The following is a 14,327-nucleotide window of genomic DNA, read 5'->3' on the forward strand; positions in this document are numbered from 1 at the left end:
GGGGCGTGAAAGCACCGTTGATGCGGCGTTTCGCGAGTGTCTCAGACCGCTTACATACGCCAAGTATGCTGCGCGCCCTGTGCCACTCGCAAAGCCGCCGCCTGAACGGCACTTTGACGCCCCTAAAATTACAGCGCACGGCGCGGAAGATTTTTAGAATGCGCTGGGAGAAAAGTGGAGTTATTGGGTTGGTGAGCCGACTTGTGTTTGCGGATTGCCGTTTTTTTATTTATCCGCGCGGAGCGCGTCTATTTTAATTTGTTTCTTGCAAACATTCGGCAATCCCTATCGTCAGTAATTGCCGCAGGCAATACGGACTAATCCAGAAAAGGCGCGGTTATAGCCGCGCCGAATAATCACAGAAAGGAACGAAGTTCCGACGCCGTGCAGGCTGCAGCCTGCCTCGCGCCTTGGGGCTTGACTTTTTGGGGGGAGTGGGCAAAATGAGTTGATGTTGGAGGGCGATATACGCTTGGGGGTATTTGAGCCGATGGCGTGGTATTCTTGGGTGTATGTGGCTCTTGTTTTTCAAAAATAAAATCAAAGGAAGAGAAGAATATGGTAAATCGCAGAGGATTTATGAAATCGGCTGCCGCTGCGGGCGGATTGATGTTGTTGCCTTCGTGGAGCGCGGGCAAGCAGGTCGGTCCGAATAGCAAATTGAACATCGCGCTGGTTGGCGTGGGCGGAATCGGCGGCATGGCAATCGGGCAGTTGCTACCCTGCAAGCAGGCGAACATTGTCGCGCTTTGCGACGTAGACGACGCCCGCGCGGCGAAGAACTACAAGGCGTTTCCCGCAAGCATGCCGCGCTTCCGCGACTACCGCGTCATGCTCGACAAGATGGACAAGCAAATCGACGCCGTCGTGGTTTCCACTCCCGACCACATGCACTATCCCATCGCGGCTTGGGCGATAGCAAAGGGCAAGCACGTCTTCTGCCAAAAGCCCCTCACGCGCACAATTTGGGAGGCGGAAGAATTGAAGCGTCTCGCGAAAGAGGCGGGCGTCATCACGCAAATGGGCAATCAGGGGCACACCAATGAGGGCTGGCGTCTGATTAAGGAATGGTACGACGCGGGAATCCTCGGACAAATCGAGGAAATCCACATTTGGACAAATCGCCCCGTGTGGCCGCAGGGCGACCTCAAAATGCCCGCGGGCCAGCCCGTTCCGCCTACGCTCGACTACAACCTGTGGCTCGGCGTCGCGCCCTACCAGCCCTACAACAAGGCGTTCGTTCCGTTCAACTGGCGCGGTCTGCGCAACTACGGCACGGGAGCTGCGGGCGACATGGCGTGCCACTTCCTCGACGTTCCCTATTCGGCGTTCGACCTCGGCTTCCCGATGAGCGTCAAGGGCAACTCTACGCCTTTCAACGATTACAGCTGGCCGAGTCAGGCGTCGTCTGTTATGACGTTCGTCAACCCGCGCGGCGTCGACAACAGAATCCGCCTGCACTGGTACGACGGCGGCAGAAAGCCGAAGGCGATTAAGCGCGTGGACAAGGCGTTCCTCGACGACCCGCGCAACAACAACGCGACATTCATCGTGGGCACAAAGGAAACCGTCTACACCAACGAATACGGCATGAATACCCGCATTTGGCCTGCGGCTCGCATGAAGGAATTGATGAAGGGCGGCAAGCTTCCGCAGAAGACCGTGCCGCGCTCCGTAGCCCCCGGCAAGCCGTTTGTTGAATGGACTCTCGCGTGCATAGAGGGCAAACAGCCCAAGGGCAATTTCGACTACGCCGCGCCGTTCACCGAAATGGCGTTGCTGGGCATGATTGCGCTCTGCTTCCCCGACCGCGAACTCAACTACATTCCCTCGACGATGTCGTTTGCGGGCTGCCCCGAAGCGGACAAATTCGTGCGCTCGCAGTACGAATACCGCAGCGAATTCCTGCCGTCGAAAATCATGCTGTAATCCGCAAAAAGGCGGTTGCGGAGAATGCTCCCCGACCGCCCGCGCGGCAAACAAAAAAGGCTTTCGGATTTCCCCGAAAGCCTTTTTTTTGCGCCTCGTTTTAAGCCCTATTTGAAAAGGCTTTTGAGCGTGTTTTCGACAGCCTTCGACGCGCCCTTCGCGGCTGAATTTGCGCCGTCGCCGCCAGCCTCGATGCCGCCCTTTACTGCGTCCCTAAGGAGCGCGGAAGTGCCGATGAGCGCAAGCTGTTCCACGATGTCCGTGATAAGCTCGCCCGCGGGCTCGCCGCCTTTGGAAGTGCCGATGTTTTCGAGCGCGAACGCGGGCATGCTGATTTGAAGCGCGCTGCCGTTAACCGAGCCGTCGATAACTCCCGCGCCGAAAGTCATCTTTTTGATGATGAATTTCCACTGCGCGGCGTCGGCGTCGGCTTTCGCCGTCTGTTGCGCTTGGGCGTTTGCGTCCTTTTGGTTGGAAAGCCCGAATTTGTTTTCGAGGGCGGTTTTAATCGCCGTGATGTTCGACTGCGGCGAGGAGAGCAGGGCGGAAATTCCCTTTGCCGTCTTTACGTCGAGGTTCATGGCAAGCCCGTCGACTTTGATTTCGTCGATGACGATGAGCTTCTTCGCGAGGGCGTCGGAGAGCGTGATGTCGGCGTCGATAACCGCCTCTTTGAACGCGATTGCGTTGCACTGCTTGAAGTCGGGCGGGTTGGCGATGAAGAAGTTGTTGACCTGCACCTTTTGGTCGGAAATGCCGAGCGACACGGACGACACGCCAGCGTTGATTCCCGTGCCCGCGGTTATTGTTTTGAGCGCGTAGTCGGCAACAAAGCCGAGCGTGAAGTAGAGCGCAATGCACAGCACCACGACCGCCAATACGAAAATTTTTACGAGCGAAAATAGGCAACCGCCCCTTCTGTAATTATGGTTGGAAATCTTCATGGCTTCGAATATCGTAAAAAAAAATTAAAATTTGCAAGGTTTTTGAAGTAAAACTTGCAAAATCGCGCAGAGGTTGCGATTCTTGCGGGCGACTATGAAAATCAAAGCATTCAAAGGGTTGAGACCCGTGAAGGACAAGGCGGCGGACATCGCAAGCCTGCCCTACGACGTGGTGAATTTCGAACAGGCAGCCGAGCAGGCCAAGGGCAAGCCGCTGAGCTTCATGAGGGTAGTGCGCTCGGAAATCGAGCTGCCCGAAGGCACCGAGCCGTACTCGCAGGCGGTCTACGACCACGCGAAGGAGAATTTCGAAAAGCTCGTCAAAAACGGACACATGGTCCGCGAGGACGCGCCGTGCATGTACCTCTACCGCCAAGTCATGGGCGGACATGCCCAGACGGGGCTTGTCGCCACGTTCAGCGCGGAAGACTACGACAACGACGTAATCAAAAAGCACGAAAAAACCCGCGAGGCAAAGGAGAACGACCGCTACATGCTCACGCGCACCCTGCGCGTAAACACGGGCCCCGTGTTCCTCACGGTAAAGGACGGAACCGAGCTTGACAAAATAGTCGAAAACAAAAAGGACTCCGACGCGCTCTTCGACTTTACCGCCGACGACGGAATCCGCCACACGGTCTGGAAGATTTCCGACCCCTCAACGCTCGAAAAAATCGTGAAGATTTTCGACGCAATTCCCTGCGCGTACGTCGCCGACGGACACCACCGCAGCGCGAGCAACGCCCGCTGCGCCCGCTTCTTCAAGGCGCAGAACCCCGGCCACACCGGCGACGAAGACTACAACTGGTTTCTGTCGGTAGTCTTCCCCGCGGGGCAGCTGAGCATTCTGCCCTACAACCGCGTCGTGCGCGACTTGGCTGGCAACACAAAAGAGCAGTTCCTCGAAAAGCTCGGTAAGGCGTGCAGGCTCGAAAAGGGCGCGGCAAAATCGCCCGACGGCTCGAAAAAGGTCTCCATGTACCTCGACGGCGAATGGTACGGCTTGACTTTCGAAAACACCGACGGTCTCGACGCGGTTTCGTCGCTCGACGTCGCGCTCTTGCAGGACAGGGTTCTCGCCCCGATTCTCGGAATCGGCGACCCCCGCACCGACGAGAGAATAGACTTTGTTGGCGGAATCAAGGGCACTGCCGAGCTTGAAAAGCTTGTAGATTCAAAGAAGTTCGCAGTCGCCTTCTCCATGTTCCCCACCACGACCGACCAGCTCATGGCGATTGCAGACGCGGGGCAGATTATGCCCCCCAAGAGCACATGGTTCGAGCCTAAGCTCCGCTCGGGGCTGTTTGTCCACACATTCTAATGGAATACAAGCTGCGCACGCCCAAGCTTCTGCCGCTCCCCCAAAAAGCCGTTTGGGGCGGCGGATTTCTCGAATGGGAAAAGGCGGAGTTTCAAATCGACGACGCGGGGCTTCCGTGCGGCGCGTTTCTGACGCTCGAACGCGGAGACTTCGACAATCCCGAAGCGTACAGATTGCGCGTTTCGGAGGACGGAATCTCGATTGTTTCGGCGTCGGACGCCGGCGCGCGCGCGGCTTTGCAGACACTGCGGCAAATCGGAATGCAGGCGGATTCGCGCGGCTTCCGCTTCGTCGAAATGGAGGACTCCCCCGACATCGGCGCGCGCTGCTTTGTCCTCGACATTTCGCGCGGGCGCGTTCCGACGCTCGCCGACATGCGCCTTTTAGCCGACAGGCTCTCGCTTTTTAAATACAACAGGCTCGAATTGCGGCTCGGCGGGGCGTACCCGTTCGAGGGACGCGAGCGGGAATGGGCGGGGCGCGGCCTTTTTACGCCGAAGAAAATTGCGGCTCTTAAAAAATACTGCGCGGCTTTGGGTATTGAGCTTTCCTGCGGACTCGACGCTTCGGAATTTCAGTGCGGCTCGCGGGAGATTTCGGAAATTTCGGCAAACTTCGACTGCGCCGACTTCGACGTCGGCTCGCCCGACGACGCCTCCGAATTGTGCTCTGCGTGCGCCGAACTCGGCAAACGCCCCCTTTGCGCCGCGCCCGACGCGGGTTCGCAGGCGGATTTTTCCGCGCCCGCTGGGGCCGTGCCGATATTTTCGGCTTCGAGCGAAGGCTTCGCGGAGGCGTGCGCAAAGGCGCATTCGCAAAAACGCGCGTTTTTCGTCTCGGCAAACGCGGGAATCGGCTTTTGGGACGACATCGGCTTCCTCCCGCGTCTCGACTCCGCGAAAGCCGAAATCGACGCGGCGTCAAACGCCGCAAAAAAATACGGCGCGGAGGGCTTTGTTCTTTGCGCAGAGCTAAGCCCCTACGCCCCGTTCGCCGCGGTCTATCCGCCGCTCGCGCGGGCGGCGGCTAAAATGTGGGGTGGTGAGTCTTCGGAGGAGGCTGAATGCGAAGCGTTGGACTCTTTCGCGTTCTACGACGCGTCGGGAGACTTCGCCCGCGCCCTGTGCGCCCTCGGCAGAATCGACGGCGACGGAATCTTGGAGTGCGCGTTTTTCGGACTCGGCGGCGACGCCGCCGCGTTCGATACCGACGACTTCGAGGGCGCGGCGGATTTCGCAATGGGCTTGGCTGCGACCTCAAAACCCGAATGCCGCGACGCCTCCATTCTTTCCGCCGAAATCGCGCTTGCGGGCGCAATGGCGCGCCGCGCCGTGGACGTTCTGCGCGGACGCGGAAAAACCGCGGAATCGGGAACCGCGTTGAAGTTTTTGGTGTCGGATTTCGAAAACATCTGGAACGCCCGCAACGAAACGGGCGGACTGTGGGAGGCGTCGGCGAAAATCCGCGCAACAGCCCCAGAAATTTTCAAGCTATGACGGAAATCGAATAGGCATCGAAAAGCGGCATTCCGCTTATCAGAAAACTCGCGCTCGAAGCGTTTCCCGCAACCTACGCGAAAATTCTGACTCCCGAACAAACCGAATACATGCTCGAAATGATGTATTCGGAAAAAAGCCTCGAAAAACAGTTCGACGACGGGCACGAATTTTTTGTGGGCTACGCCGACGGCGAGCCTTTCGGCTACGTTTCGGTCAGACCCGAATCGGAGGGCGTCTTCCACCTCGAAAAAATCTACGTATTGGAAAATTTGCACGGCAGGGGTTTCGGCAAACTGCTTTTCGAAAAGGCGAAATCCCGCGTGAAGGAGCTGCACCCCGCGCCGTGCCGCATGCTGCTCAACGTCAACCGCCACAACCGCGCCCTCGGCTTCTACAAGCACATGGGCATGTTCGAGGTCTCGCGGGGCGACTTCCCCATCGGCAACGGCTATTTCATGAACGACTGCATCATGGGGCTTGATTTATAAGCCCCTTTGCCGCATAAAAACTCTTTACATTTGCGCGTACGGGTTCAGTATAGGCTTTTACGGATTAATACCCGCGCGCGCTTTTGCGCGGATTTTCTCCGAAAGGATTTTTTTACAAGGAAATAAAATGAACGAAGAACTTCTGAAAATCAGACACAGCGCTTCACACGTTTTGGCGACGGCCGTTCTGCGCCTTTTCCCGAACGCAAAACTCGACATCGGTCCCGCGACGGAAACGGGCTTCTACTACGATTTCGACCTCGACCACAAATTCACGGCGGAGGACCTTGCGAACATCGAAGCCGAAATGAAAAAGGTGATTGCCGAAAACCAGAAATTCGAGAAGTTCGAACTTACCCGCGACGAAGCTGCCGCAAAGATTAAGGAAATCGGACAGGAGGAATTCAAACTCGGCAGACTCGCCGACATTCCCGACGGCGAAAAAATCACCTTCTACAAAAACGGCGAATTCTGCGACCTCTGCGCGGGCCCGCACGTTGACTATTCCAAGCGCATCAAGGCGTTCAAACTGCTCTCCGTGGCGGGCGCGTACCACCGCGGCGACGAAAACAACAAACAGTTGCAGCGCATTTACGGCACGGCTTTCGCGTCGAAAGAGGAGCTTGAAAGCTACCTCAGACAAATGGAGGAGGCAAAGCTCCGCGACCACCGCAAACTCGGCAAGGAAATGGGGCTGTTCACAATCGTGGACAGAGTGGGGCAGGGGCTTATCCTCTGGAAGCCGAAGGGCGCGATTGTCCGCCAGAGCCTGCAAAACTTCATTCTCGAACTCCTCAACGAGCAGGGCTACCAGCAGGTTTTCACGCCGCATATCGGCAAGCTCGGGCTTTTCCGCACAAGCGGACACTTCCCGTACTACAAGGACTCGCAGTTCGTGCCGATTGTCGAGCGCGAAGACCTCGAAAGAATGGCGAAGGAAAACCTCTCCGTCGCGGAATTCGAGCCGAAAATCGAATCGGGCGACGTAGAGGGCTTCCTCCTCAAACCGATGAACTGCCCGTTCCACGTCGAAATCTACAAGAGCGACCCGCATTCGTATCGCGACCTCCCCGTGAGACTCGCCGAATTCGGCAACGTCTACCGCTGGGAACAGTCGGGAGAGCTTAACGGCATGACCCGCGTGCGCGGCTTCACTCAGGACGACGCCCACATCTTCTGCACCCCCGACCAGCTCGACGACGAAATTCAGGGCTGTCTCGACTTGGTAAAGGAAGTGTTCGCGAAAATCGGCATGAAGGAATACCGCGTCAGAATTTCGCTCCGCGACCCCGCCAGCGACAAGTACGTCGGCGCGGAGGAAAACTGGGTAAAGAGCGAGGCGGCAATCCGCAAGGCGGCGAAAACTCTGGGCGTTCCCTACACCGAGGAAATCGGCGAGGCGGCGTTCTACGGGCCGAAAATCGACTTCGTTGTCAAGGACTGCATCGGCCGCGAATGGCAGCTCGGCACCGTTCAGGTTGACTACAACCTACCCGAACGCTTCGACCTTTCCTACATCGGTCAGGACAACAAGCCCCACCGCCCGATTATGATTCACCGCGCCCCGTTCGGCTCGCTCGAACGCTTTACGGGCGTGCTTATCGAGCACTTTGCGGGCAACTTCCCGACGTGGCTCGCGCCCGAACAGGTGCGCATAATCACGCTCAACGACGATGTCGTGCCGTTCGCCGACGAAGTCTTCAAGAAGCTCAAAAAGGCGGGAGTACGCGTGTCGATGGACGCTTCCGCCGAAAAGCTGGGCGCGAAAATCCGCAAGGCTGAGACGGAAAAAGTTCCGCACATGTTCGTCATCGGCCGCAAGGAGGCCGAGGCGGGGCTGGTGTCTGTCCGCTCGCGAATCCGCAAGGCGTTCGAGGGCGTCAAGGGCGCGGACGAAGCCGTTGCGCAGATTGCCGAAGACGCAAAGGCGCGCACGCTTCCCGACAACTTCTAAACGCATTTCGCAAATTTCAAAACGCCGTAGCGGTGCTCCGCCTCGGCGTTTTTTGTTGACTCGAATATGGGCGCAGAATAGTGGTATTGCCGATTTATATACATATGGAAAAATACTTATTCTACTGCATTGCGGCGTTCTGCGCCGCGTCTTTTGCGTGCGGCGACGTCGCATACAAATTCGGAACGGGCGCAAGAAAATGGGACTATTCGGGCAAAGGCTCGTCCGAAATGCTCGAAAACTCCATGAAGTTTTCGGCGGACTCCCCCAAGCCCTTCATGCACTCGCGCATATTCGTAAACCCCGGCGAATCCTACGAAATCTCCGCGACGGGTTCGGGCGCGTGCAACCTCGCTCTTACACCCGACAAATCTCCCGCCGACGCCGCGCTGAAATTTGCGCCGTCGTATAGCGACATTTTCAAAAACGGCGAGTTCAAAACCGTCGTCAAAATTCCGCGCGAGTGTCCCGAACGCATACGCGTAGACCTGCACGCGGCGGACAAGTCTTTCGAAATCCGCACGTTTTCCGTGAGGCAGATTGTGCCTGCGGGCGGCTTTGTGCGCGACAGAAACAAACAGAAAGCCGAACGCCCGACTCCCGCGGTAGCCCGCGGAGTGGCGTCGATTTCCGACGTTTCGAAAGCGGCGCGGGTTCACGCAAACATTGTCGAAATTCCGTTTTCGGACGCAAAATCGGCGCATGCCGCCGCAAAAAAGGCGGGCGACGCCGCAAAATCGGGCGTCCGCGCGCTGATGTCGTACTTGCCGAAAGACGGAAAATTCGACGCCTCCGTCTTGAAGGCGGCTCTTGCCTCAAACCCGCCCGCCTACGCGTGGTCGATTGCCGACGCCGACTTGCCGCGCGGCGACTTCGCCCGCAGTCTCGCCGAATTCCGCAAGCTAGCGCCCGACGCGTGGGTTGTGTACAAATGTTCGGCGAAGTCTCTCGGCACGCTCGAGCCGTTCGCGGAGTACCGCGTTGTCTATTCGCCGGAAATTTCGGAGGAGGCGGACATCGAGCGCGCGCGCATTTTCAAAAATGCAGTGCCCGCGCCCATGCTCGCCCGCGCGGGAACGGAGCTCGTCCGCGCCGTCGAAAACCTCAACGTGTCGTGGCTTGCGGACTCTCTCCCGACGGGGAAGTCGGGCGACTTCACCCGCAGGCTGCTTGTCAAAAACGCGTCGAAAGCCGCGCAGCTTGAAAATCTGAAAAAGGCGTATCTCGCCTCTCCGCACGACGGCTGCCTGAACTTCGCGTTTGCGTCCGACACGCACTTCCTTTCCAACAAAAACAACCCCCGCGCGGCGGGCGCGACGGGCGCGGAGCACATGCGCGATATGGCGCAGATCGCAAAGGAGCTTAAACTCGACTTCGTCTGCAACGGCGGCGACCTCGTTCAGGGCATAAAGCCGAAAGAACGCAGCATTGCCGACATGCGCGAAATCGTCGCGGCAATGGAGACGTCGGGGCTGCCCGTGGTTGTTTCAATCGGCAACCACGACGACGGCGTGTTCTACTTCCTCCGCACGAAAACCCCCGACGACTCGCAAATCGTAACCGGCGCGGAATGGCACGACGCGTGCGTTGCCACAGCCCTCAAAAGCGGCGCGGTCGGCGACGAAAATTTCCCCCAGGCAAACTATTTCTACATCGACTTTCCGAAGTCGAAAATCCGCCTGATAAACATCGCCGTGAGCGAAAACCCCATGGAGGTAGGCGCGGACGGAAAAATAAAAATAGACTCGTGCGGGCTTTACGACATCACCCAGCGGCAGCTCGACTGGCTTGCCCGCAAGGCTCTCGACTTCTCCGCAAAGGCGGACGCTCCCGAATGGGGCGTGGTGTTTGTAATGCACACGCGCATTTCGTCGCCGAACACAAAGCTTTTCGACGGCGTCGTAAAGGCGTTCCGCGAGGGCGGGAAATTCAGCGGAGAAACGCGCACAGGCAACTTTCCGTCGAAAATTTCGTGCGACTTTTCGGGGCGCGGAAAAATGGACGTGCTCGCATTCTTCGAGGGGCACGAACACGCCGACGAAATCTTGAAGTCGCCCCACAGCTGCCCGCGCGTGCGCGTTCTCAACGACAAAAACCGCCCCGAATTTCCCGATTCCCCCCCGCGCAATTTCGGCGAGGCCGACGACGCCTCGTGGTCGGTCGTGTCGGTAGACAGAAAGCGCAACGAATTCCGCGTTCTCCGCTTCGGCGCGGGTATGGACTTTTCGGGAAAACTGCTTGAAAATAAGTAGGATTGTTTGAAAATAATTTGCGCATTTCCGCGTCCGAAAGGCGTTGCGGGAATGCGAAATCAAAAAAACGCGGAAGCCCGTTCGGACTTCCGCGTCGCGTTTTCGGGAGCGCGTCAGAATCTCCGGACTATTCCGAATATCGCAATCGCCACCAAAACCACGGCGAAGAACGCCTCGGTTTTAGTGAACGCCCGCGCTCCGTTTTCGCGCTTCGCCCAGATATAGAACGGTATTCCGAGCGCGAGGAATATGATGGAGTCGAGCAGGTAGTTCAGCCCCGCCGCGTAGATTAGCCACACCGCGTAGGCCGACCCCGCCGCGCCCGACACCAGCGCGCCCGTCCTGCTTACGCGCGCGTTCGGCGGCGTGTTTTGCAGCCCGTGTCCCTTCGCCAATTTCCAGAGGTATGCCGTGCTTGCCAAATAGGGCGGCAAAACCATTACGCCCGTAATGCTGAGCATTGTGTTCCACGCGTCGTTCGAGAAGTACACAAGCAGCATCGCAAGCTGCATGAGCGCGCTTGTTATCCAAAGCGACACGCTCGGCGAGCCGTTTTTGTTCTCGTGTCCGAATATCTTCGGGAACGTGCCGTCCTTTGCGGCGGCGTAGGGCATTTCGGCGGTAATCATCGTCCACGCCAGCCAGCTTGCGAGCACCGAGATTATAAGCCCGGCGTTCATCACCCAGCTGCCCCATTCGCCGACGATGCTTTCGAGTATTCCCGCCGTCGAGGGATTCGGCACGGCGGCGAGCTGCGCTTGGGTCATGAACCCGAACGGGAGAATCGAGAGCAGGACGAAAATCGCCAGTCCGCAGATGTAGCCCGCAATCGTCGCCCTGCCGACGTCCTTTTGCGACTTCGCCCGACCCGACAGCACAACCGCGCCCTCGATGCCGATGAACGCCCACAATGTGACAAGCATTGTGCCCTTAATCTGCGCGCCGAGACCGCCGAGATTTTTCTCGCCGTGCGAGGTCAGGTTGCCCCAGATGTCGAAGGTGAATTTGTCCCAGTTGAAGACGAAGAACAGCACCACGATGAACAGCGCAATCGGCAGCAGTTTGCACACCGTGGCGATTGTGTTGACCAGCGACGCCTGTTTCACGCCGGAGAGCACGACAAAATTGAAAATCCAAATCAGCAGCGAACCGCCGACTATCGACTCCCAATTATTGCCGCCTGCGAACCACCCCGGAAAAAAGTAGTTCAGCGCGTCCATTGTGATTACTGCGTACCCGACGTTTCCGCAGACTTGGCAGAGCCAGTAGCCCCACGCTATCGTGAAGCCCGCGTATTCGCCGAAGCCGTCCTTGCCGTACATGTAGATGCCGGCGGTGAGGTCGGGGCGCGCGGAGGCGAGCGTGCGGAACGTGTTTGCGATGAAAAACATTCCGATGCCCGTGATAACCCACGCGATAGCCACCGCTCCGACGCCCGCAGTGTCGGCCATGTTTTGCGGCAGGCTGTAAATGCCGCCGCCTATCATGGAGCTTACGACAATCGCCGCAAGTCCCGCCATTCCGAGCCTTTTGGCGGTGTCCTGTCCCGCCGCGCCGTTGTTGGTGTCGGACATTTTAGAGCCTTATTTTACCGAAACGGGGTCGGCGAATTCGAAGTTCAGGAATCCGAGCGCGGTCAGGCAGTAGCCGAATGCCTGCTCGATATTTAGGTAGTTGTGGAAAAACTGGAAGTCGCTGTGCTTTTCGACCCCGCGGATTTCCAGCTCGTGTCTGAGAGATTTGTTGAGCCACATTTCGCAGTGCGATTTCGCGATGTCGTCGTCAATCCAAGTGTCGAAATACTCGACGTATTCCGCCGCCCAGCCTCCGATAAGCTCGCCCTTTGCGTCTTTGCCCCAGCAGATGCCGACGCCCGTGGCAATCGCGCGGTGCTCCGAGCTTCTCGCCCCGTTTGCCGCCATGATTACCTCCAAGACCGCGCCGTGCTTGAAGTGCTTCGCCACCTTGTCCACTGGGTAGATTTTTCCGAACAGCTCCTTCGGCAGAACCGACGTGTAGGGAACCACGTTGAAGTTTTCTATTTTCGCCTGCAAGAGGGCGGAGTCGTAGCAGAACGTTTCGAAGGGCTGCGGGGGAATGCCGTCCGCCGCCTGTCCTACGCCGCCGGTGTGAAACGCCAATGTCGGATATCTTGTACCTAATACCATATTGTTCTCCTTGTTTTTTGTCTTTTTATATGTTTTGCGTCGGGCGCAAGCCCGCGCGGATTTCCCGTGACAGTAGAACAATATTGCAGACTATATCGGCGCAATTCCGCGCGGCATTAACCGCCGAAGCCCGCGGGCGCAAAAAAAGCGGAACGCGCAGCCCGCGTTCCGCCCTTGCCGAAATGTTTTGCGCTGCCGCTATTTCGCGGCGGCTTCGCGCTTTTCGCGCTCCTTTATGAGAACCTCCTTGAAGGGGTTTTCCTCCTCCCTGATTTTCGTCTCTCGCTTTTCCTTTTTGATTGTTTCGAGGCGCGACGGGTATTTGTCGGGCGGGAAATATTCAAGACACCACGCCACTTGGCGTTTGATGTTCGCCGTCGTGCAGTCGGCGGCGGAAACGTGCGAGGGCGAGAATCCGCGCCACGACCAGATGTCGCCGCTGTCGGGGAGAATCGCCTGGATTTCGAGCGTCGCGTAGATGTCCGACGCCGCGTTCGTGCCTATCGAAAGGGCGGTATGCTGCTTGTCGGGGTTGTTGTCGTCGTCGAAATCGGCGCGGCCGTGCGTCGCGTTCCAGAGAGGGCGGAAGACTATCTGCGCCTCCTTTGGGTCTGACACTTCGACGAAGCCCTTTTCTTTGAGGTTCTCGGCGACCGCCGCTTTCAGCGCGGCGTCTGTTTCGGCGGCGTTGCCCGTCTGCGCGAACACGTCGTTCGTTCCCGCGGGAGCCGCGACGTAGAAAGTTTCAAGCCCGTCGAAGCTCGCGTTTTCCTTCATTTCCTGCGTTATCGAGCAGCCCGCGAGGAGCGCCGACGCCAAAAGTGCAAAGCAAATTTTTTTCATGGCGTCCAATATGCCGCGTTTTTTTCCCATTTCAATTAAATAAACGGCGTCGCGGGGATAATTTAGTGTTGAAATCGCCCGCCGATAATTCCAGTATGGACTGAATAATTATGGAAGATTTGCAACAACGCGCCGATTCCGTTTGGCTCTCGATAAGGAGCGAGGCGGCGGAAATTTCCGAACGCGAGCCGGTTCTTGCGCCGCTTTTGCGCGCCGCCGTGCTCGACAGGCGCGATTTGTTCGACTCCGTGGCGTGGCGCATTTCGCGCAAGCTCGGCCGCAACGCGGTTTCCTCCGACGACTTCCAAGCGATTTTCGCCGAGGCTTTCGCCGCCGACGAATCGATACGCCGCAACATCGTTTCCGACATTCTCGCAATCCGCTCGCGCGACCCTGCGTGCGCGTCGTACCTCAACCCGATTCTTTATTTCAAGGGCTTCCAGTCCATCACGACCCACCGCGTTTCGCATTACCTCTGGAACAGGGGGCGCAAGGCGCTGGCGTACTACCTGCAAAGCCTTTCGAGCGAAATTTTCGGCGTCGACATTCACCCCGCGGCGCGTTTCGGCGGCGGCATTCTGCTCGACCACGCGACGTCCTTTGTCGCGGGCGAAACGAGCGTCGTCGAGGACAACGTTTCGATTCTCCACGAGGTAACCCTCGGCGGCACGGGCAACGAAACGGGCGACCGCCACCCGAAGGTGATGTCGGGCGTGCTAATCGGCGCGGGCGCAAAGCTCATCGGCAATATCACAATAGGCAGGGGCGCGAAAATCGGCGCGGGAAGCGTAGTTCTCGACGACGTCGCGCCGCATACGACCGTTGCGGGCGTCCCCGCGCGGAGGGTCGGCACGCCGTCCGAGGAAAACCCCGCCTCCGACATGAACCAGCGCGTTTAGCAGCCGGCGTGCGTGAAAATGTGTCTTTCT

The 14,327-nt window shown here is 58.1% G+C and carries 11 protein-coding genes; 7 read left to right on the forward strand and 4 right to left on the reverse strand.

Translation table 11 applies throughout. The features are described 5' to 3' along the window. The first annotated feature begins 558 nt into the window (after nucleotides 1-558). Complete coding sequence (locus tag P3B99_007620) at nucleotides 559-1,929, forward strand: Gfo/Idh/MocA family oxidoreductase (GenBank protein ID WYJ07069.1); 1,371 nt, start codon at nucleotides 559-561, stop codon at nucleotides 1,927-1,929. Nucleotides 1,930-2,036: 107 nt separating this feature from the next. On the opposite strand, the gene P3B99_007625 is transcribed toward P3B99_007620, so the two are convergent. Beyond that, nucleotides 2,037-2,873, reverse strand: coding sequence for a hypothetical protein (locus P3B99_007625; protein WYJ07070.1), 837 nt, complete (start codon nucleotides 2,871-2,873; stop codon nucleotides 2,037-2,039). Nucleotides 2,874-2,967: 94 nt separating this feature from the next. Here P3B99_007625 and P3B99_007630 point away from each other — a divergent pair, with 94 nt between their 5' ends. The 5 genes from P3B99_007630 (at nucleotide 2,968) to P3B99_007650 (ending at nucleotide 10,387) form a co-directional block, all read left to right on the forward strand. Next, a complete protein-coding gene (locus P3B99_007630; protein ID WYJ07071.1) occupies nucleotides 2,968-4,194 on the forward strand; it encodes a DUF1015 family protein in 1,227 nt (408 codons plus the stop codon). Further along, nucleotides 4,194-5,690 carry a glycoside hydrolase family 20 zincin-like fold domain-containing protein gene (locus P3B99_007635; GenBank protein ID WYJ07072.1) on the forward strand — a complete coding sequence of 499 codons (1,497 nt, stop codon included), beginning with the start codon at nucleotides 4,194-4,196 and terminating at the stop codon, nucleotides 5,688-5,690. Before P3B99_007630 ends, P3B99_007635 begins: the two co-directional genes overlap by 1 nt. A 29-nt stretch (nucleotides 5,691-5,719) precedes the next feature. Next, on the forward strand, nucleotides 5,720-6,181 hold the full coding sequence (locus P3B99_007640) for a GNAT family N-acetyltransferase (protein WYJ08445.1): 462 nt from the start codon (nucleotides 5,720-5,722) through the stop codon (nucleotides 6,179-6,181). Between the two features lie 127 nt (nucleotides 6,182-6,308). Next, nucleotides 6,309-8,135 (forward strand): threonine--tRNA ligase, encoded by a 1,827-nt coding sequence (thrS, locus tag P3B99_007645; GenBank protein ID WYJ07073.1) that lies wholly within the window; start codon nucleotides 6,309-6,311, stop codon nucleotides 8,133-8,135. 104 nt (nucleotides 8,136-8,239) lie between these two features. After that, nucleotides 8,240-10,387, forward strand: coding sequence for a metallophosphoesterase (locus P3B99_007650; GenBank protein WYJ07074.1), 2,148 nt, complete (start codon nucleotides 8,240-8,242; stop codon nucleotides 10,385-10,387). A 113-nt stretch (nucleotides 10,388-10,500) separates the two neighbouring features. On the opposite strand, the gene P3B99_007655 is transcribed toward P3B99_007650, so the two are convergent. The 3 genes from P3B99_007655 to P3B99_007665 all read right to left on the reverse strand — a co-directional run bounded on the left by P3B99_007655 (nucleotide 10,501) and on the right by P3B99_007665 (nucleotide 13,398). Then, nucleotides 10,501-11,961, reverse strand: coding sequence for an amino acid permease (locus P3B99_007655; protein WYJ07075.1), 1,461 nt, complete (start codon nucleotides 11,959-11,961; stop codon nucleotides 10,501-10,503). A gap of 9 nt (nucleotides 11,962-11,970) precedes the next feature. Continuing rightward, entirely contained in the window at nucleotides 11,971-12,555 is a 585-nt protein-coding gene (locus P3B99_007660; GenBank protein ID WYJ07076.1) for a pyruvoyl-dependent arginine decarboxylase, read from the reverse strand. 198 nt (nucleotides 12,556-12,753) lie between these two features. Continuing rightward, a complete protein-coding gene (locus tag P3B99_007665; GenBank protein WYJ07077.1) occupies nucleotides 12,754-13,398 on the reverse strand; it encodes a DUF4136 domain-containing protein in 645 nt (214 codons plus the stop codon). Nucleotides 13,399-13,508: 110 nt separating this feature from the next. On the opposite strand from P3B99_007665, the gene cysE reads away from it, so the two are divergent. Beyond that, entirely contained in the window at nucleotides 13,509-14,297 is a 789-nt protein-coding gene (cysE, locus tag P3B99_007670) for a serine O-acetyltransferase (GenBank protein WYJ07078.1), read from the forward strand. Nucleotides 14,298-14,327: the final 30 nt, after the last annotated feature.

Source organism: Opitutia bacterium KCR 482 (genome assembly GCA_029269845.2).
Lineage (GTDB): Bacteria > Verrucomicrobiota > Verrucomicrobiia > Opitutales > Intestinicryptomonadaceae > Merdousia.